Source organism: Pseudomonas sp. MPB26 (genome assembly GCF_046605355.1).
Taxonomy (GTDB): Bacteria; Pseudomonadota; Gammaproteobacteria; order Pseudomonadales; family Pseudomonadaceae; genus Aquipseudomonas; species Aquipseudomonas cedrina.
Map to the genome: position 1 here is coordinate 1386729 of NZ_CP176793.1, position 18399 is coordinate 1405127.

General features: G+C 62.4%; 16 protein-coding genes and 1 riboswitch. Of the genes, 6 read left to right on the top strand and 10 right to left on the bottom strand.

Going from position 1 to position 18399, the window contains the following annotated elements; translation table 11 throughout:
- Positions 1–49: 49 nt before the first annotated feature.
- Positions 50–1954 carry a phosphomethylpyrimidine synthase ThiC gene (thiC, locus tag ACLH0H_RS06485; RefSeq protein WP_411381402.1) on the bottom strand — a complete coding sequence of 635 codons (1905 nt, stop codon included), beginning with the start codon at positions 1952–1954 and terminating at the stop codon, positions 50–52.
- Between the two features lie 148 nt (positions 1955–2102).
- Positions 2103–2208: riboswitch (TPP riboswitch) on the bottom strand.
- Positions 2209–2403: 195 nt separating this feature from the next.
- Between thiC and ACLH0H_RS06490 the strand changes: the two genes are divergently transcribed.
- Entirely contained in the window at positions 2404–3843 is a 1440-nt protein-coding gene (locus tag ACLH0H_RS06490) for a TolC family outer membrane protein (protein ID WP_411381403.1), read from the top strand.
- Between the two features lie 54 nt (positions 3844–3897).
- On the opposite strand, the gene waaA is transcribed toward ACLH0H_RS06490, so the two are convergent.
- Both waaA and ACLH0H_RS06500 read right to left on the bottom strand, forming a co-directional pair.
- Positions 3898–5175 carry a lipid IV(A) 3-deoxy-D-manno-octulosonic acid transferase gene (gene waaA, locus ACLH0H_RS06495; RefSeq protein WP_411381404.1) on the bottom strand — a complete coding sequence of 426 codons (1278 nt, stop codon included), beginning with the start codon at positions 5173–5175 and terminating at the stop codon, positions 3898–3900.
- Between the two features lie 23 nt (positions 5176–5198).
- The gene (locus ACLH0H_RS06500) at positions 5199–6089 is read right to left on the bottom strand and encodes a LysR family transcriptional regulator (RefSeq protein WP_411381405.1); all 891 of its coding nucleotides are present in this window, start codon (positions 6087–6089) and stop codon (positions 5199–5201) included.
- Positions 6090–6192: 103 nt separating this feature from the next.
- Here ACLH0H_RS06500 and ACLH0H_RS06505 point away from each other — a divergent pair, with 103 nt between their 5' ends.
- Genes ACLH0H_RS06505 through ACLH0H_RS06520 form a run of 4 tightly spaced genes read left to right on the top strand, consistent with a single transcriptional unit; the run spans position 6193 to position 9569 of the window.
- Positions 6193–6528 (top strand): DMT family transporter, encoded by a 336-nt coding sequence (locus tag ACLH0H_RS06505; protein WP_076951831.1) that lies wholly within the window; start codon positions 6193–6195, stop codon positions 6526–6528.
- Between the two features lie 55 nt (positions 6529–6583).
- Positions 6584–7759 (top strand): NAD(P)/FAD-dependent oxidoreductase, encoded by a 1176-nt coding sequence (locus ACLH0H_RS06510; RefSeq protein WP_411381406.1) that lies wholly within the window; start codon positions 6584–6586, stop codon positions 7757–7759.
- Positions 7756–8568: an aldo/keto reductase gene (locus ACLH0H_RS06515; protein WP_411381407.1), complete on the top strand. Its 813-nt coding sequence runs from the start codon at positions 7756–7758 to the stop codon at positions 8566–8568. The genes ACLH0H_RS06510 and ACLH0H_RS06515 overlap by 4 nt, the downstream gene beginning before the upstream one ends.
- Positions 8569–8609: 41 nt before the next feature.
- Positions 8610–9569, top strand: a complete 960-nt coding sequence (locus ACLH0H_RS06520; protein WP_411381408.1) for a metal ABC transporter ATPase — start codon at positions 8610–8612, stop codon at positions 9567–9569.
- A 137-nt stretch (positions 9570–9706) separates the two neighbouring features.
- Here the strand turns inward: ACLH0H_RS06520 and ACLH0H_RS06525 are convergent, their stop codons facing one another.
- The 6 genes from ACLH0H_RS06525 to ACLH0H_RS06550 all read right to left on the bottom strand — a co-directional run bounded on the left by ACLH0H_RS06525 (position 9707) and on the right by ACLH0H_RS06550 (position 16605).
- On the bottom strand, positions 9707–10633 hold the full coding sequence (locus ACLH0H_RS06525; protein WP_411381409.1) for an NAD-dependent epimerase/dehydratase family protein: 927 nt from the start codon (positions 10631–10633) through the stop codon (positions 9707–9709).
- Entirely contained in the window at positions 10626–12050 is a 1425-nt protein-coding gene (gene hldE / locus ACLH0H_RS06530; protein WP_411381410.1) for a bifunctional D-glycero-beta-D-manno-heptose-7-phosphate kinase/D-glycero-beta-D-manno-heptose 1-phosphate adenylyltransferase HldE, read from the bottom strand. The genes ACLH0H_RS06525 and hldE overlap by 8 nt, the downstream gene beginning before the upstream one ends.
- Positions 12051–12153: 103 nt before the next feature.
- A complete protein-coding gene (cysC, locus tag ACLH0H_RS06535) occupies positions 12154–12762 on the bottom strand; it encodes an adenylyl-sulfate kinase (RefSeq protein ID WP_411381411.1) in 609 nt (202 codons plus the stop codon).
- Entirely contained in the window at positions 12755–13456 is a 702-nt protein-coding gene (locus ACLH0H_RS06540) for a sulfotransferase family 2 domain-containing protein (protein ID WP_411381412.1), read from the bottom strand. The genes cysC and ACLH0H_RS06540 overlap by 8 nt, the downstream gene beginning before the upstream one ends.
- A 152-nt stretch (positions 13457–13608) precedes the next feature.
- Complete coding sequence (gene msbA / locus ACLH0H_RS06545; RefSeq protein WP_411381413.1) at positions 13609–15417, bottom strand: lipid A export permease/ATP-binding protein MsbA; 1809 nt, start codon at positions 15415–15417, stop codon at positions 13609–13611.
- A 9-nt stretch (positions 15418–15426) separates the two neighbouring features.
- Positions 15427–16605 carry an O-antigen ligase family protein gene (locus ACLH0H_RS06550; RefSeq protein ID WP_411381414.1) on the bottom strand — a complete coding sequence of 393 codons (1179 nt, stop codon included), beginning with the start codon at positions 16603–16605 and terminating at the stop codon, positions 15427–15429.
- A gap of 149 nt (positions 16606–16754) precedes the next feature.
- On the opposite strand from ACLH0H_RS06550, the gene ACLH0H_RS06555 reads away from it, so the two are divergent.
- Entirely contained in the window at positions 16755–17321 is a 567-nt protein-coding gene (locus ACLH0H_RS06555) for a toluene tolerance protein (protein ID WP_411382376.1), read from the top strand.
- Here the strand turns inward: ACLH0H_RS06555 and ACLH0H_RS06560 are convergent.
- Positions 17310–18395 carry a glycosyltransferase gene (locus ACLH0H_RS06560; RefSeq protein WP_411381415.1) on the bottom strand — a complete coding sequence of 362 codons (1086 nt, stop codon included), beginning with the start codon at positions 18393–18395 and terminating at the stop codon, positions 17310–17312. The two genes, ACLH0H_RS06555 and ACLH0H_RS06560, sit on opposite strands and share 12 nt — an antisense overlap.
- Positions 18396–18399 lie beyond the last annotated feature (4 nt).

Below are 18399 nucleotides of genomic sequence, written 5' to 3' on the forward strand. Positions count from 1 at the left end.
GAGCGTCACAGGATGCATTCCCACGCAGAGCGTGGGAACGATCATGGGATCAGACCTTCTTGTACAGCTGACTCCCTTCCTGCTTGAACCGCTCCGCCTGCTCGGCCAGGCCCTTGGCCACGTCCACGTCCACCGCGTCAATCCGCTGGTTGGCCGCGTACTCACGCACTTCCTGGGTGATCTTCATCGAGCAGAACTTCGGCCCGCACATCGAGCAAAAGTGCGCGACCTTAGCCGAATCCTTTGGCAAGGTTTCGTCGTGATACGACCGCGCAGTGTCCGGGTCCAGGCCGAGGTTGAACTGGTCTTCCCAGCGGAACTCGAAACGCGCCTTGCTCAAGGCGTTGTCGCGGATCTGCGCGCCGGGATGGCCTTTGGCAAGGTCGGCGGCATGTGCGGCGATCTTGTAGGTGATAATCCCGGTTTTCACGTCATCCTTGTTCGGCAAGCCCAGGTGTTCCTTGGGCGTGACGTAGCACAGCATCGCGCAACCGAACCAGCCGATCATCGCCGCGCCGATGCCGGAGGTGATGTGGTCGTAGCCCGGCGCAATGTCGGTAGTCAGCGGGCCCAGGGTGTAGAACGGCGCTTCGTCGCAGCATTCGAGCTGCTTGTCCATGTTCTCCTTGATCAACTGCATCGGCACGTGGCCAGGGCCTTCGATCATGGTTTGCACGTCGTGCTTCCAGGCGACCTTGGTCAGTTCGCCGAGGGTTTCGAGCTCGCCGAACTGCGCGGCGTCGTTGGCGTCGGCAATCGAACCCGGGCGCAGGCCATCGCCGAGGGAGAAGCTGACGTCATAAGCCTTCATGATTTCGCAGATTTCGTCGAAATGCGTGTAGGTGAAGTTCTCTTTGTGGTGCGCCAGGCACCATTTGGCCATGATCGAGCCGCCACGGGACACGATGCCGGTGACACGCTTGGCGGTCAGCGGCACGTAGCGCAGCAGCACGCCGGCGTGGATGGTGAAGTAGTCGACGCCCTGCTCGGCCTGTTCGATCAAGGTGTCACGGAACAACTCCCAGGTGAGGTCTTCGGCGGCGCCACCGACTTTTTCCAGGGCCTGGTAGATCGGTACGGTCCCAATCGGCACCGGCGAGTTGCGGATGATCCATTCACGGGTTTCGTGGATGTGCTTGCCGGTGGACAGGTCCATCACCGTGTCCGAGCCCCAGCGAATGCCCCAGGTGAGCTTCGCCACTTCTTCTTCGATGGAAGACCCCAAAGCGCTGTTGCCGATGTTGCCGTTGATCTTGACCAGGAAGTTACGGCCGATGATCATCGGTTCCAGCTCGGTGTGGTTGATGTTGGCCGGGATGATCGCGCGGCCACGGGCGATTTCTTCGCGCACAAATTCCGGGGTAATGATTTTCGGCACGCTGGCGCCGAAGCTGTGGCCGGCGTGTTGCTGGTCGAGCAGGCCGCTGGCGCGGGCCTCTTCGAGCTTCATGTTTTCGCGGATGGCGACGTATTCCATCTCGGCGGTGATGATGCCTTTGCGCGCGTAGTGCATCTGCGTGACGTTGGCGCCGGCCTTGGCGCGGCGCGGGTTCTTCACGTGGGCAAAGCGCAGGGCGGTCAGCTCGGCGTCGCTCAAACGCTGTTGGCCGAAGTGCGAACTGAGGCCGGACAGGCGCTCGGTGTCGCCACGGGACTCGATCCACGGCGAGCGCACATCGCCCAGGCCTTTGCGCACATCAATGATTACGTTGGGGTCGGTGTACGGGCCGGAGGTGTCGTAGACCACCACGGGGGCGTTGATCTCACCACCGAAATCGGTGGGGGTCACGTCCAGGCTGACTTCACGCATCGGCACGCGGATGTCCGGGCGAGTGCCCTGCACATAGATTTTCTGCGAACGGGTGAAGGGCTGCACGGAGCCTGCATCGACCTTGGCCGATTCACTCAGGTGCACGGTGTTTTTCAGCTTTGTATTTTTTAGTTCTGTGCTCATCACGGGCTCTCCAACTATCCAGGCGGTGGATTTTTGTCGGAGCGAACCTGGGACGGATGGACGCACTGGAACCAGTGCTGTGCTCGGTGCACGAGGGCTGTTCGGTAGTCGAACAGCATCCCGGACGAAGCACAAGAGGACTCGCCGGGTGACGAGAAATCTTGTTCCCTACGCAGGCGCTAACCTGATCAGGTTCAACGGGATCCGGTATTTACCGATCTCAGCCTTCCAACAAGGCACCCCGACAAGAACGTGGCCAGTCTAGACCATGGCGCGGGCAAATTGCCAATAGCGGTGCATTCAGCGTGATGAATGGCGTGATTACAGGATTGTTGCGCGGGGTAAGCGCCACTACACTCCCCAGCTGCCTCAAGGCTTGACGCTCTTAATCCGTCACCGTAGCCTTGGCCGACAAATTATAGCCGTAATATTAATTCAGGGATCGCCTCATGCTGCGCAAACTCTCACTGGCTGTTGCCGTGTCTTGTGCGACCAACGGACTGGTCTGGGCAGCTGAAGCGCCCTTGTCCGCCAGAACCGACCTGGTCAGCGTCTACCAGGAAGCCGTGGACAACAATGCCGACCTGGCCGCCGCTCGCGCTCAATACGGCGCGCAAAAGGAAGTGGTGCCCCAGGCCCGAGCCGGGCTGCTGCCTAACCTGTCGGGCGGTGCCGATATCAATAACGTGCGCACCCAGATCGACACGCCGGCGGCCACCGCCAACCGCGATGCCCACTCCTGGCGCGCGACCTTGAGCCAGCCGTTGTTCCGCGCCGATCGCTGGTTCCAGTTGCAGGCGGCCGAAGCCACCAACGAGCAGGCCGCGCTGCAACTGTCAGCCACCGAACAGAACCTGATCCTGCAAAGCGCCGAAAGCTACTTCGCCGTGCTGCGCGCCCAAGACAACCTGGCCTCGACCAAGGCTGAAGAAAACGCCTTCAGGCGCCAACTGGACCAATCCAACGAACGCTTCGACGTGGGCCTGTCGGACAAGACCGACGTGCTGCAATCCCAGGCCAGCTACGACACCGCCCGCGCCAACCGGATCCTGGCGCAGCGTCAGGTGGAAGACGCGTTCGAGGCGCTGATCACCCTGACCAACCGCCAGTACAATTCGATCCAGGGCATCGTGCACACGCTGCCCGTATTACCGCCATTGCCGAACGACGCCAAGGCCTGGGTTGAAACCGCCGGCCGCCAGAACCTGAACCTGCTCGCCAGCAACTACGCCGTCACTGCTGCCGAAGAAACCCTCAGGCAGCGCAAGGCCGGGCATGCGCCGACCCTGGACGCCGTGGCGCAGTACGAAAAAGGGGACAACGACGCCCTTGGCTTCAGCAACCCGAATGCCTTCGGCACGCCTTACCGAGGTGACGTGGAACAACGCACCATCGGCCTGCGCCTGAACATCCCGCTCTACAGCGGCGGGCTGACCAGCTCGCAGGTGCGTGAATCCTACTCGCGCCTGGGCCAGACCGAGCAGCAACGCGAAGGCCTGCGCCGCCAAGTGGTGGAAAACACGCGCAACCTGCACCGCGCGGTGAACACCGATGTGGAGCAGGTACAGGCGCGCCGCCAGTCGATCATCTCTAACCAGAGCGCGGTGGAGGCCACGGAAATCGGTTATCAGGTGGGTACGCGCAATATCGTCGACGTGCTCGACTCACAGCGCCAGCTCTATGCCTCGGTGCGCAACTACAACAACAGCCGCTACGATTACATCTTGGACAACCTGCGCTTGAAGCAGGCGGCCGGCACCCTGAACCCAGGGGATTTGCAGGACCTGGCACGTTACCTCAAGGCCGACTACAACCCGGACCGCGACTTCCTGCCGCCGGACCTGGCCAAGGCCGCCGCCGAGCAGCTCAAGGCCCGCCCGAATAACTGATAACACCGAAAATTCCCTGTGGGAGCCAGCTCCCACATTCTCGTCCGTGTTGATTCAGTAGCTGAGTAGTTTGTCCAAGCCGTCCAGCAGGCGCTTCAAAGCCCCCTGATTGGCCTGCATCACCTTCAGCCCCGCCTGCGCCATCCGGCGTGCATCCTGCGGCAGTTCGAACAGCTGGCGCACGGCTTCGGCCAGCCCCTGGGCGTCATCGATCTGTCGCAACGCGCCGGCTTCGCGCATCATCGCGGTGATCTCAAGGAAGTTGAATACATGCGGCCCCATGATCACCGGCAACGCCAACGCCGCCGGCTCCAATGGATTATGCCCGCCGGTCGCCACCAGGCTGCCGCCAACGAAGGCGCTGTCGGCCAAGGCGTAGAGAAACAGCAGCTCACCCATGGTATCGCCGAGCAGCACGTTGGTTTGCGCGCTGACGGGCATGCCGCTGGAGCGCCGCACCGTGGCAAAGCCTTGCTGCTCACACAGTTCGAACATCGGGCCGAAGCGTTCCTGATGGCGCGGCACCAGAATCAGCAGCGCATTGGGATAGCTTTCGAGCAACTGGCGATGGGCCGCCAGCACCACTTCATCTTCGCCTTCATGGGTGCTGGCGGCGATCCAGACCGGCCGCTCGCTCGCGCCCCACTGCGCGCGCAATGCGGCGGCACGCACGGGCAGCTGCGGGTCGATGGTCAGGTCGAACTTGATCGAACCGGTGACGTCGACGGTTTCCGGCCGGGCCCCCAGGCTCAGGAAACGCTGGGCTTCGGCTTGCGTCTGTACGGCGAACAGGCTCATCTGCGCCAGCATCGGCGCGGTCAGCTTGGCGAAGCGTGCATAACCCTTGGCGGAGCGCGCCGACAGCCGCGCGTTGGCCAGCGCCACTGGAATCCCGCGCTGGGCGCAGGCGTGGATATGGTTGGGCCACAGCTCGGTCTCCATGATCACCGCCAGTCTGGGCTGCACGCGATCAAGGAAACGCCTGGCCGCGCACGGCAGGTCATAGGGCAAATAACAGTGCTGGATGCGCGGTTCATTGGCAAACAACGCCTGAATCCGCTCGGAACCGGTGGGCGTCATGCAGGTGATGGTGATCGGCAACTGCGGATAACGCTCCAGCAGCCCGCGCACCATCGGCGCCGCAGCAATGCTTTCGCCTACGGACACCGCATGCACCCAGATCCCACCTGGCTGCATCGGCGGCAAGCCATACGAGAAGCGCTCGCCGACGCGCTTGGCATAGGCCGGCGCCTTGCGCGCACGCAGCCACAGACGTAAAGCCACCAGGGGCAGCGCCAAGTAAAACAGACAGCTGTAGAGAGTTCTATTCATGGCGGCGGAGTTTATCGGCTTTTTCAGTCGATCGCCTGCAGGCACTCGGCAAATCGTTTGGCCAGGAACCGCGCGGCAGGCCCCAGGTGCTCGTCGCGCCGCCAGACCAGCTCGACCACCAGGGCCGGCGGCGTCCACTCGCTGCGCAATTCGACCATTTGTTGCTGGTAGGTCGGGTACTGCACGATATGCCGGGGCAGCCAGGCCCAGCCCAGGCCACTCATCAACCATTCGGCCAATACGTAGAAACTGTCCGCACGCCACACCAGCGGACTGGCGGCTTCACTGCCGGGGTAGACACTGGTCTGGGTCGACATCAGCAACTGGCGAAACTGCGCCAGGTGCTGGCACGTCACGTAGGTTTCCTTGGCCAGCGGGTGGTTGACACCGCATACCGTGACCATCTCCACGCTGCCGACCACCCGCCGATCCAGGGCTTCGGGGATCTGGTCGTGATAGAACAACAGGCCCAGGTCCGCCTTGCGCTCCACCAGCTTGCGCGCCACATCGCCCTGGGCGGCGCTGGATAATTGCACTTCCAGCAGCGGGTACCGCACCGCCAGCGCCTCAAGGCTATCGAGTACCGGCTGGAACAGCATCGCCTCATCCTGGGCCAGGCGCAGGCAAGCCTCTTCGCCACGCGTCAGTGACAGCGCCCGACCATTGAGCCGTTCACACTGGCGCAGTACTTCGCGTGCCTCTTCGAGCAACACGCTGCCGGCTTCGGTCAGCCGAGGCTGGCGGCCGCTGCTGCGCTCGAACAGGCTCACGCCCAGGTCCGCCTCCAGCAGGGCTATCGCATTGCTGACCGCCGATTGAGCCTTGCGCTGCTGGCGCGCTACCGCCGAAAACGAGCGCTGCTCGGCCACGCTGACAAACAAGCGCATCTGCTCCAGATCCCATTGCACGCTCATGGCTCAACCTATCTCTGATTCGGATAGGTAATGACTTTACCGCATCTCAAAGAACTCTAGAATGCAGGTCTTATCTGATTGCTTTTATCCCGAGGATTCACCCATGAACGCCGCCTACTGCTACCTGGCCATCGCCATTTGCTCGGAAGTGATCGCCACCGTTTCCATGAAAGCCATCAAGGGCTGGAGCACACCGATCCCGCTGCTGCTGGTGATCGTCGGCTACGGCATCGCGTTCTGGATGCTGACGCTGGTGGTGCGCACCGTACCGGTCGGCGTGGCCTACGCGGTGTGGGCCGGGATGGGCATTGTGATGGTGAGCATCGCGGCGTTGTTTATCTACGGTCAGAAGCTGGATGTTCCGGCGATGCTGGGCATGGGCCTGATTGTGCTGGGCGTGGTGGTGATCCAATTGTTCTCGAAAACCGCCGGGCACTGACCACCCGTCAACAGGCTGTATACTGCGCCCCTTGTCTTGAACACTGAGGTCGCCCATGCCATCCGTTATTTCCACCGACGTTCTGATTGTCGGCGCCGGGGTTGCCGGCCTCTGGCTGAATGCGCGCCTGCGCCGCCAGGGGTTCTCCACGGTGCTGGTAGAAAGCGCCAGCCTGGGTGGCGGGCAAAGCGTGAAATCCCAGGGCATCATTCACGGCGGTGCGAAATACGCCCTGCACGGCGCGCTGACCGGCGCCTCCGAAGCCATTGCCGACATGCCGCGCCGCTGGCGTGAAGCGTTGGCGGGCCACGGCGAGTTGGATCTGTCCGGCGTACGTCTACTGTCCGAGGCCCATTATCTGTGGTCGCCCGGTACCCTCGCCGGCAACCTCACCAGCTTCTTTGCCAGCAAGGCGGTGCGCGGCCGTGTCGATCAGGTCAAGGGCGAGGACTTGCCTGCGGCGCTGCAAGATCGCCGCTTCAAGGGCAAGGTCTATCGCCTGGCGGAATTGGTCGTCGATGTACCAAGCCTGATCGAACGCCTGGCGCAACTGGCCGGCAATGGTTTGCTCGCCGGGCAGCAGATCGAACCGCTGCGCGAAGGCGACGTGTTAGTAGGCTTGAAGGTGGACGGTCGCGAGATCCGCGCCCAGCGCATCGTGTTGAGTGCCGGCGCGGGCACGGCCGACCTGCTGAGCGCGCTGGGCTTGAGCCAGCCGGCCATGCAAAAGCGTCCATTGCACATGATCATCGCCAAAGGCCCCGGCCTGAAGCCGTTGTATGCCCACTGCCTGGGCGGCGGCACCAAGCCGCGTATCACCGTCACCACCCACCCGGCGGCCGATGGCAACTGGGTCTGGTACATGGGCGGCGATATCGCCGAAGCCGATGGCGTGGCGCGCACGCCGGAAGAACAGATCGCCACCGCCCAGAAAGAGCTGGCGCAATTGCTGCCGTGGATCGACATGCGCCAGACCCGGTGGGCTACCCTGCGCGTCGACCGCGCGGAGCCGCTGCAGTCGGGCCTTAGCCGACCCGACAATGCCTTTATCGCCGAGCAAGGCCGCCTGTTGGTGGGTTGGCCGACCAAACTGGCGCTGGCGCCGGACTTCGCCGATCGGGTGATTAATAGCCTGGAACGTGACGGCATCCGCCCAAGCGTCAGCGCGCCCTTGCCTGACCTGCCAAAACCCGCCCTCGGCGTACCTGTCTGGGAGCAATTGCTGCCATGAGCCTGCCCACCCTGCATGACCTGCATCGCGATTTGGGCAGCACCGGCCTGCGCGTTTCGCCACTGGGCCTGGGCACTGTCAAGCTGGGCCGCGACCAGGGGGTGAAATACCCCAGCGGTTTCCAGATTCCCGGTGACGACGAAGCCCGCATGCTGCTGCGCCAGGCGCGCGAACTGGGCATCAACCTGCTCGATACCGCGCCGGCCTATGGCATGAGCGAGGAACGCCTGGGGCCACTGCTGCGTGGCCAGCGCAAGGATTGGGTGATTGTCAGCAAGGTCGGTGAAGAGTTCGAGAACGGCGTGTCCAGCCACGACTTCAGCGCGGCACACACCCGCCTGTCGATCGAACGCAGCTTGAAACGACTTGAAACTGATTTTATTGACCTGGTGCTGGTGCACTCCGACGGCAACGACCTGCACATCCTTGACGACTGCGAGGTCTACCAAACCCTGGCCGAGTTGAAACAGCAAGGCAAGATCCGCAGTTTCGGCTTTTCCGGCAAGACCGTCGAAGGCGGGCTGAAGGCCCTGGAACAAGGCGACTGCGCGATGGTTACCTACAATTTGAACGAACAGACCGAGAAAGCCGTCATTGATTATGCGGCGGCGCATGGCAAGGGCATCCTGGTGAAAAAAGCCCTGGCCAGCGGTCACGTTTGCCTGGAACCCGGAGTGGATCCAATTCAAGCCAGTTTCATGTTGTTGTTTGCGCAAACGGGCGTCGCCAGTGCTATTGTCGGGACCATTAATCCGCTGCACCTGGCCCATAACGTGGCGACCGCTGCCAAGGTCATCCGTCAACTCTGATGCCGCCGACGCGGCCGACCCCGTCGCAAAAAGGAGCCGACATGCCGCGAACGCTCATAAGAAAGAACCCCAGCAACTTCAAGACACTGCCGCTGCACGTCGAAGCCACCCCGGAAGGCCTGAGTTACCAGAGCGTCGGCATGCCGCTCAATTTTGCCCAGACCCTGCAACGGCGCAAGCCGGTGGACGTCGCCGATCCCGAGCGTTTCGCCCTGGAACTGGCCAACCTCGGGGTGTCGGTGCGACTGACCCTGCATTGGCAGAACCGCGATTACTGGGTGCTGGTCCGCCAGCGGCGCCAGGACCGTGGCGATGTGGTGCTCAAGCTGATCTCCGGCTATGTGCCTGCCCATGAACTGAACCTGCCGCTGCACACCGCCATCCAGGAAATCGCCGAAGAGTGCCTGCTGGAAACGCCGGAAGGCTGGCTCGGCGGGCGCTTCAACGACACCTGGCTGCCGGCACCCTACTCCGCTGCGCTGCACTACCGCGAAGCCCTGCCCTTTCGCCTGAGCCCCTTGTCGGGTGCGGCCCGCCCGGTGCGGTGCGCCACCACGCAGTTGATTGAACGCCCGCGTGCCTATGTGCACCTGCCTACCGCGTCGCTGCAATTGATCTACGACCTGCGCCTGGAAGTGCCCAAGGAAGCCAAATCCCTGAGCCTGTTCCATGTGGACGAGCGCCTGGAGGGTGACCAACTGGTCGCGCGCCTGGACCGCCAGCGCCCCGACCTGTACCTGATGCCCCTCAAAGACGGCCAGCCCGTGGCAGAGCTGTACACCGTCAAGAAAGACCAGCTGTACCCGGCGAGCACGCGCGGTTTGTACCTGGCGGAAAGCTTCGCCCGGCAGGAAGGCTGGCTGGTGCGGGAGGAGCGGATTCGCTGGAAGGATTGGCTGCGCCAGCAAGGTTTGGCAGTGCCGGAGAAGGAATCGAAACTCAAGCGCCTGGCACAACGGGTGCTGCGCAAGATCGTGCCGAAGAAAAAAGCCAAGGCCTGAAGCCGCTTGCTTATAACCTGACACACCGCGATCCAACTGTGGGAGCGGGCTTGCTCGCGAAGGCGGTGGGTCAGCCAAGTATTCAGTGACTGATACACCGCCTTCGCGAGCAAGCCCGCTCCCACATTTAACTGCGCTCAGCCTTTGAGTAAGCGCTCAAGGCCCATCTTCAGGGGGGTAGGCTCGGGCAGCGTAAAGCTGGCAAGCAACCGCTGGTTGTTCGCCCGCGAATGCCGGATATCCCCAGAGCGCGCCGGCCCATAGGTCACCGCCGGCAACGTGCCGACTATTTCTTCCAACGCCTGCAGCACCTGCTTGAGCGTGGTGGTACGGTTCCAGCCCACATTGATCGCGCCCACTGGCGCCGCTGGCGCTTCAATAGCCTGCACCAACACATCCACCAGGTCTTCCACGTACATGAAATCACGGGTTTGCTCGCCATCGCCAAACACGGCAATCGGCACGCCCTGCTGCGCGCGCTCGCTGAAGATACTGATCACGCCGGAATACGGCGATGACGGATCCTGGCGCGGCCCGAAGATATTGAAGAAGCGGAAGACCACCGGCTCCAGGCCATGCTGGCGGCGGTAGAAGTCGAAGTAGTATTCACCCGCCAGCTTGTCGGACGCATAGGGCGTCAACGGAGCCTTGCCGGTCTCTTCATCAATCGAAGCGCCTTCGCCATTGTTGCCATACACCGCCGCACTGGAGGCGTACACCACGCGTTTGACACCGGCCTTGCGCATGGCTTCGCAGACATTCAAGGTGCCCACGAAATTGCTCAGGTGCGTGCTGACCGGGTCATCCACCGAGGCCTGCACCGAAGCCACCGCCGCCAGATGCACCACCGCCGTTGCACCGACGGCGGCACGAGCCACCAGTGCCGCATCGGCCACATCACCTTCCAGCAGCTCGACGCGCGGGTTGTCCAACGCCAGGTTGCTGCGCTTGCCGGTGGACAGGTTATCCAACACCCGTACGCCGTAGCCCTTGGCGAGTAGCGCATCGACCAGGTGCGAGCCGATAAAGCCCGCGCCGCCAGTGATCAGCACCCATTTACTCATGGTTGCGGATCTTCTCGACGATGGCGGTGGTCGAGCTGTTCTCGACCAGCCCCAGGACTTTGACCTTGCCGCCGTAGGCGCTGACGATGTCCGCGCCGACGACTTGCTCGACGGAATAATCGCCGCCCTTGACCAGCACGTCCGGCTTGACCTGGGCCAGCAGGTTTTCCGGGGTCGCTTCAGGGAAGCTGATCACCCAGTCCACCGCGCCCAGACCCGCCAGCACCGCCATGCGCCGGTCGACACTGTTGATGGGGCGGCCGGGGCCTTTCAAGCGGCTGACCGAAGCGTCGTCGTTGACAGCCACGATCAGGCGATCGCCCTGGGCGCTGGCCTGTTCCAGATACGTCACGTGGCCGGCGTGCAGGATGTCGAAGCAGCCGTTGGTAAACACAATGCTTTCGCCATGGGCGCGGGCATCGTCAATCGCCAACAGCAATTGCTCGATGGTCAGCACGCCGCGCTCCGAGCCTTCGGAGCGTTGGATCGCACGGCGCAGCTCGGGCGCGCTGATGGCCGCGGTACCCAGCTTGCCCACCACGATGCCCGCCGCCAGGTTGGCCAGGGCCACGGCGTGGGGCAGCTCTTCGCCGGCCGCAATCGAAGCGGCCAGGGTGGAAATCACGGTGTCACCGGCGCCGGTGACGTCGAACACTTCGCGCGCACGTGCCGGCAGGTGCATCGCCGGGTGGCCAGGGCGCAGCAGGGTCATGCCGTGTTCGCCACGGGTGACCAGCAAGGCGCCGAGATCGAGATCGGCCATCAGCGCGGCGCCCTTGGTTACCAGGTCGTGCTCATCGGCGCAACCGCCGACGATGGCTTCGAACTCGCTGAGATTCGGCGTGATCAGGCTGGCGCCGCGATAAATCGAGAAGTCCTTGCCCTTGGGATCGGCCAATACCGGAATGTTGCGAGCCTTGGCGGCCTGGATCAGCATCTGGTGATTTTTCAAGGCGCCTTTGCCGTAGTCGGACAACACCAGCACCTTGATGCCTTCGAGCAACTCGTCGACCTGGCCGCTCAGGGCCAGGGCGTCGGTGGCGAAGGGTTCTTCGAAATCGATACGCAGCAATTGCTGGTGACGGCTCATGACCCGCAGCTTGACGATGGTCGGCTGGTGGGCAATGCGCTGGAACAGCGCGCGCACGCCGGCACCGCGCAGGCTGTTGGCCAGGCTGTCGGCGGCTTCGTCGTCGCCGGTCACGCCGACCAGTGAGGCCGGGGCGCCGAGGGCGGCAATATTGAGGGCGACGTTGGCAGCGCCACCTGGACGGTCTTCGATTTGCTCGACCTTGACTACCGGTACCGGCGCCTCAGGGGAAATCCGTGAGGTACCACCATGCCAGTAACGGTCGAGCATGACATCGCCGACCACCAAGACAGGGGCTTGATCGAATCGCGGCATGGACAACTTCATGGAGCAACCCACATACAAAATGAACAGGGGCGCGATATTAGCACAGGGTGAGCGCCGCCTAGTTCGAGAGCTTTATCCGGGATGCATCAGGCGAAAAATCTGCTCATTTTTTGAACAGAGCCCCCAGGACATGCGCCACTGCGTCCGCCAGCTCGACCTCATCGGTGTTGATCACGCAATCGGCTGCAAGCGGCGCCTGATAGGGGCTGTCGAGCCCGGTGAAGGCCTTGATGCGTCCGTCCAGCGCCGCGCGGTACAAGCCCTTGGGATCGCGCCGCGCGCACACATCAAACGGGGTGCTGATATACACCTCAAGAAACTGTCCTTCAGCGAACAATGCCCTGGCCGTCGCGCGGTCGGCGCTGAACGGAGAAATCGCCGAGACGATCACGATCAATCCCGCGTCGACCATCAGCCGCGCCACTTCGCCGATACGCCGGATGTTCTCCTTGCGCGCCGCATCGCTCATGCCCAGGTCGTTGCACAATCCGGTGCGCACGTTATCGCCGTCGAGCACAAAGGTGTGCCGGCCCTGCTCGTTGAGCTGCACTTCCAGTGCATTGGCCAGGGTCGACTTGCCGGACCCGGACAATCCCGTCAGCCACAGGCAGCAAGGCTGCTGGTGCTTGAGCGCCGCCCGCGCGGCCGTCGACAGCGACAGGGCAAAGGGCCGAATGGATGCGCCAGACTGGCAGAGCGACGGATTATTCATAACCCAGGACCTCGTAGTCACGCTGATAGGCACGCCGGACCAAGCGACGCGTACGCAGGGTGCAGAAGTCCCTGACCGACTCGCTGCGCCGTCCGCGTGAAACGTTGAGATGGGGTAGCGACGACGTCACGCCGAGGCGTTCGCACAACCGTGCGAAGTCTTGCTCCAGGGATTCCTGGCGCCCCAGGAAATCCATGGCCACCCGGCCCATGTGATCAACCAGAAAGTCGGTCTGGGGAGCAAAGTGCAGCTGGCGGCGCAAGTTGTCCGAATGCAGCCAGTTGGCGACAAAATGATCGAAGTCGCGATAGCTGCACACCAATGCCTGGGCGTGTAGATCGCGCGCGCCCATGTTGCTGCGCAAGTAGGTGTAGGCCGAGTAAGCGCGCTCCAACGGGTCACGCACAAAGGCAAACTTGAAGCTGCGTGCGCAGTGTTCGGGAAATTGCTGTTGGTACCAGTAATACGGCAGGTGGCCAGGCCAGCGCCCATCGAGCAACGCCGCGCAGACGCTGCTGCCGGCGCATTTTGGCACGTGAATGAATACGCATTGGTACCGTTCGAACGCGCGGGGAAGCGCGATCGCCCCAGACAGGGATTTATTCACCGCCTGGCGGTCCACCACCGACAATCGCCCCAGCAGAAACACCCGTTGGGGTTTGGGAAGGAGTTTCCAGAACAGACGTTGCAGCATTCCATTACCCACGCAAGAAGATTAGCCCTCTCGTTCGTCATTCGAATCGAGAAGGCCAACATAACAAACGCCAGGCTGGGAATTATTTGGCTTTGGTCAAGCCTGTAAGGGGCCTGATACAAACGCCGGGGTGCATTGCGCACCCCGGCCTATCAGGTGATGTTGGCCGTTACCGGCTCATCCAGGCCCATGGCGTGCAGGCGCGAGTAATAGCCGCCCATGGCCAGCAGTTGCACGTGTGTACCACGCTCGACGATTTCACCGTGGTCCATCACTAGAATCATGTCGGCCTTCTCGATGGTGGACAGTCGGTGCGCGATTACGAGGGTAGTGCGGCCCTTCATGACTTTGTCCAGCGCGGCCTGGATGTGACGTTCGGACTCGGTGTCGAGCGCCGAAGTCGCTTCATCCAGGATCAGCAGCGGGGCATTCTTGAGCAGTGCGCGGGCGATGGCCAGGCGCTGACGCTGGCCGCCGGACAGCAGCACGCCGTTTTCACCGACTTCGGTGTCCAGGCCATTGGGTAGCTCGGCGATGAAATCCATGGCGTAGGCATCGGTGGCGGCTTTTTCGATGTCTGCGCGCGGGGCATCCGCCAGGTCGCCGTAGGCGATGTTGTTGGCCACTGTGTCGTTGAACAACGTGACGTGCTGGGTGACCTGGGCCACATGCCGGCGCAGGTTGCGCAGGCGGTAGTCTTCGATCTCCACTTCATCGAGCAGGATGTCGCCGGTTTCGTGATGGTAGAAACGCGGAATCAGGCTGGCCAGCGTGGACTTGCCGCTACCTGAGCGCCCGACCAGAGCGATCATCTGCCCAGGCTCGGCCGTGAAGCTGATGTTCTTCAGCACTTCGCGCTCGGTACCTGGGTAGGTGAAGCTCAGGTTGCGCACATCCAGGCGACCGCTGACACGATCACGCTCCACGGTGCCGCTGTCGACTTCCGGCTCTTCGTCGAGCTGTTCGAAGATGCTCTCGGCACCGGCGACGCCTTTCTGGATCGTCGAGCTGACTTCCGACAACTGGCGGATCGGCTTGGGCAACAAGCCCGCAGCGGTGATGTAGGCCACCAGGTCGCCCGCCGTGGCATCGCCGCGCAGCAGCAGCACCAGGAACATCAGGGTGGCCATGGCGGTGTAGATCACCAGTTGCAGCATGGGCGTGTAGACCGCGCCGGTCTTGTTCATGCGCAGCTGTTTGTCGGTATTGCCCTGGCTGGCGGCGGCGAAACGGCGCTCCTCGTAGCTTTCGCCGCCGAAGCTGCGCACCACGCGGTAACCCTGGATAGTCTCCGAGGCCACGTGGGTGACGTCGCCCATGGCCACCTGGATCTTCTTGCTCTGCTTGCGGAATTTCTTGCTGGTGCTGCCAACCATCACCGCGATCAGCGGCAGGATAGCCAGCATCACCAGGGTCAACTTCCAATTCATCCACAGCAGGTAGCCGAACAGGAACACCACCGTCAGGCCTTCGCGGATCACGACCTTGATCGCATCCGTAGCGGCGCCGGTGACCATGGTCACGTTGAAGGTGATGCGGGAAATCAGATGCCCGGAATTGTGCGTGTCGAAATAACGGTTGGGCAGTACCAGCAGCTTGTTGAACAACTGGACGCGCAGGTCATGCACCAGGCCCAGGGAAACCTTGGCCAGGTAGTAGTTGCCCAGGAACGAGCCGAGGCCCTGCCACGCGGCGATCAGGATGATCAGCAGCGGCACGGCCATCAGCAGCTTCAGGTCCTTGAACAAGGGTATGTTGGGCAGGAACACCACGTCGGGGTTGCTCAAGCCATCCACGAAGTACTTGAGGATCCCGGCGAGCATCGGCTGGGTGGAAGCAAAGATCACGAAGCCCACGATACTCAGCATGAACATGCCGATGTAAGGTTTCACATAGCCCAGCAGCCTTAAATAGATTTTCAGGCTGGATTCCTGGTCCGCTTTGGGCGGTGCGTCACTCATGTGTCGAGCTCACTGATTGGGTAGGACGCGAACTTTATCACATGCGTCGGGGTTGGCCCGAACCCAGACCAAGACACTGGCCAGCGCAATCGGCAGCCACGAGATAAACCACTCGGCCCGCGGGGTGCCCGTCAGGCTGGCCGCGTCGAACTGCATGGCCAGGAACGAAAACACCCACATACCGATGACGCCCTTGCCGTAGAGCGTGTCGCGGGCCTTCCAGGCTTGCCACAACACGCCGAACCACAGGCCGCACCATAACAGCAGGCCAGGCAGGCCCAGTTCGATCGCGACGTGGGAGAACAAGTTGTGGGCATGGTCAAAATAAATGCCATCGGCGAGTACCTTGTAATCCCCCCCCAGGCCCAAGCCGGTCCACGGGCGCTCGGAAATCATCTGAACGGCCGCCATGAAGATTTGCGGCCGGTACGAGACACCCCGGGACAGCATCAGCGACTGCATGGCGAAGAACACCGCCAGCGCCGCAATCACCGCCCCGATCGCAATCACCGCGGTACGGCGGTCGCGGCACCAGGCCGGCATCGCCACCACGGTCAGCAGCAACGCCAGCGCGGCACCACGGCTTTGGCTGAGCACCACAAAGAGCCCGAGCAGCGCGATGGACGCCACCCAAGCCACTTGCATCCATCGCCCGCGCGGCAGCCAGTGCAACAACCAGACCGCAGCCAGGCCAATCACATAGGCACCCAGGATCGGATGGGACAACTGGCCCAAGCCCTCGAGGCGCGCGTACCAGGCGTTATGCTCAAGGCCATAGAACTTGACGATCGCCACCAGCGAAGACAGGGCCAAGCCGAAACCACCCCACTGCATCACACGGATGACTTGCTCGCTCCGGCCGCAGGCAAACACCGGAAAAAACAGCAGGAACACGCCGATATACAGCAGGCGCTTAGCCTCGCGCGACGGGTCTTGCGCATTGGTCCACACCAGGCTGATTGCGCCCCAGGCGGCCAACGCGGCCACCATCAGGCAAATCCAGCGCTGCTCACGCCAGACTTCCTTGAGGCGTTCGCGCGCAGACCAGGCAAACACCATGGCGGGCAACCACAGAAACAGGGTCAAGCCTTGTTGATAAAGCTTGTTGGTCGGTGCGAAGGCAATCGCAAGCAAAAACCAAAGTAACCCGGAAAACATCCATACCTGCGCCCAACGACTTGCTTGCATCACCCGCTCCTGAATACGTTCAACCTGCCAACCCGGCATGGTTAAAACCCAAAACTTTCGGCATTATTACCGATCACTGTGCCCGCGACTCCCCACAAGGCTTTCCGACGATGCAATGTTCAAGGCTTCCCCAAGCCGATTTAACCGCGATGATTGAAGGTGCCCGAATCCTCGAAAAGGACAGCTACGGCCCCAAGGTCTACCTGCTGGCCGACGGGAATATCCTCAAACTGTTTCGCCGCAAGCGCCTGTTTTCGTCAGCTCTGTTTCGCCCCTACTCCAAGCGCTTCATCGACAACGTGGCGCAACTGCAACAGCGCGGCATCCCCACCTTGACCGTCCTCGCGTTCTTTCAACTGGCCGCGCCCGGCATGACTGCGGTGCTGTACCGCCCGCTGCCCGGTGAAACACTGCGCCAGATTTCCAACAAAAAAGGCTTTGACTGGCAATCGAACCTCGACCCGCTGGTGGCGCTCATCCGCCGCCTGCACGGCGCGGGAATTTACTTCCGCTCCCTGCACCTGGGCAATATCGTTGTTACACCTGATAACGAAATGGGGCTGATCGACGTCGCGGACATGCGCTTTTTGCGCGCGCCGCTTAATCCGGAACTCGCACGGCGCAACTTGCAGCATTTCGCACGTTATATTGCGCGCGAGAAGCTGAACGAACGCTTTCCAATGCAAGCACTGGAGCAAGCGCTGCTAGCGGCATGAAAACAGGCGCTGGGAGGTTTCGCTGAAGTCCTTCCAGGCTTGCTCCGGCGCCAATGCGCGTGACTGAGCCTCGAGCACGCCCTCGACAGACGTGGCGAACGCACGCTCCATCAAGCGACCCCAAGCCTGCGCATCATCGGAAGGGGCGTACCAGCCGGCGTCCGCCAACTGCTCGCGGAACACGGCCAATTCGCTGGTCAGCACCGGAACCCCTGCCATTACCGCCTCTTGCAGGATCAACCCCAAGCCTTCTTGCGTCGACGGAATGGCCACCCAATCAAAAGCCCGGTACAGCGTCGCCGCGTCCGGCAGATGACCCGGCAGCGAAACCTTGTCCTGCAAGCCAAGCTGCGCGATACGCGCCTCAAGCGCAGGCCGCGCGTCTCCTTCGCCGATAATGACCAGGCGCGCGTCCGGTTGATCCGCCGACACAGCGGCGAACGCGTCCAGCAAACAACCAAACCCCTTGCCGTCGACCAATCGGCCAACCGCCCCGAGCACGGGCGAGCCTTCCAACGGCAGGCCCAGGCGAGCGCGCGCCTGCGCCCGGGATAGCGCGGCGGCACGAAACGCCACCGGATCAAACGCACTGCGCAGCACCGTCACGGGCCGTTGCAGGAAACGCTCGATCGAGTGAGCCAAGGTTTGCGACACGGCCGCCAGGGTCAGTTGCGCCGCTGGAAGCTGCGCAAACAGCTTCTGGTCCGCCCGGCGCATGCGCGTGACGCCATGAAACACAACCACGGCGCGCACATGTGGCAAGTGCTTGAGCACCGGCAACATCACCCGGGCCACGCCTACGCCGTCGAGCAATACAACTTCAAGATCGTCCGGCAACGCCTTCTGGAAACGCGCGCGCATCCAGGGCATCAATAACTTCCAAAGATGCCTGCCTTTGAGTCGGGCGGAAGAGAGGTTCCACTCCACTGCCGGCTCACTCTCTTGCGAGCGGCCTTGAAGCAACCAGGTAGTGATCGGTGCACGGCAAACCGCGTGGGAAAGTATCTGCTGGTGGACCTTCTGCACTGAGGCGAATGCAGAACCACCGGCCCACATGATATTGAGGATACTCATCGAA

Excerpts from the sequence above, each read along its gene's own strand:
- thiC (WP_411381402.1), bottom strand. The coding sequence starts at position 1,954 with ATGAGCACAGAACTAAAAAATACAAAGCTGAAAAACACCGTGCACCTG.
- ACLH0H_RS06550 (WP_411381414.1), bottom strand. The coding sequence starts at position 16,605 with ATGCAAGCAAGTCGTTGGGCGCAGGTATGGATGTTTTCCGGGTTACTT.
- waaA (WP_411381404.1), bottom strand. The coding sequence starts at position 5,175 with ATGAATAGAACTCTCTACAGCTGTCTGTTTTACTTGGCGCTGCCCCTG.
- hldE (WP_411381410.1), bottom strand. The coding sequence starts at position 12,050 with ATGAAGTTGTCCATGCCGCGATTCGATCAAGCCCCTGTCTTGGTGGTC.
- ACLH0H_RS06540 (WP_411381412.1), bottom strand. The coding sequence starts at position 13,456 with ATGCTGCAACGTCTGTTCTGGAAACTCCTTCCCAAACCCCAACGGGTG.
- ACLH0H_RS06525 (WP_411381409.1), bottom strand. The coding sequence starts at position 10,633 with ATGAGTAAATGGGTGCTGATCACTGGCGGCGCGGGCTTTATCGGCTCG.
- msbA (WP_411381413.1), bottom strand. The coding sequence starts at position 15,417 with ATGAGTGACGCACCGCCCAAAGCGGACCAGGAATCCAGCCTGAAAATC.
- ACLH0H_RS06560 (WP_411381415.1), bottom strand. The coding sequence starts at position 18,395 with ATGAGTATCCTCAATATCATGTGGGCCGGTGGTTCTGCATTCGCCTCA.
- cysC (WP_411381411.1), bottom strand. The coding sequence starts at position 12,762 with ATGAATAATCCGTCGCTCTGCCAGTCTGGCGCATCCATTCGGCCCTTT.
- ACLH0H_RS06490 (WP_411381403.1), top strand. The coding sequence starts at position 2,404 with ATGCTGCGCAAACTCTCACTGGCTGTTGCCGTGTCTTGTGCGACCAAC.
- ACLH0H_RS06515 (WP_411381407.1), top strand. The coding sequence starts at position 7,756 with ATGAGCCTGCCCACCCTGCATGACCTGCATCGCGATTTGGGCAGCACC.
- ACLH0H_RS06520 (WP_411381408.1), top strand. The coding sequence starts at position 8,610 with ATGCCGCGAACGCTCATAAGAAAGAACCCCAGCAACTTCAAGACACTG.
- ACLH0H_RS06505 (WP_076951831.1), top strand. The coding sequence starts at position 6,193 with ATGAACGCCGCCTACTGCTACCTGGCCATCGCCATTTGCTCGGAAGTG.
- ACLH0H_RS06510 (WP_411381406.1), top strand. The coding sequence starts at position 6,584 with ATGCCATCCGTTATTTCCACCGACGTTCTGATTGTCGGCGCCGGGGTT.
- ACLH0H_RS06500 (WP_411381405.1), bottom strand. The coding sequence starts at position 6,089 with ATGAGCGTGCAATGGGATCTGGAGCAGATGCGCTTGTTTGTCAGCGTG.
- ACLH0H_RS06555 (WP_411382376.1), top strand. The coding sequence starts at position 16,755 with ATGATTGAAGGTGCCCGAATCCTCGAAAAGGACAGCTACGGCCCCAAG.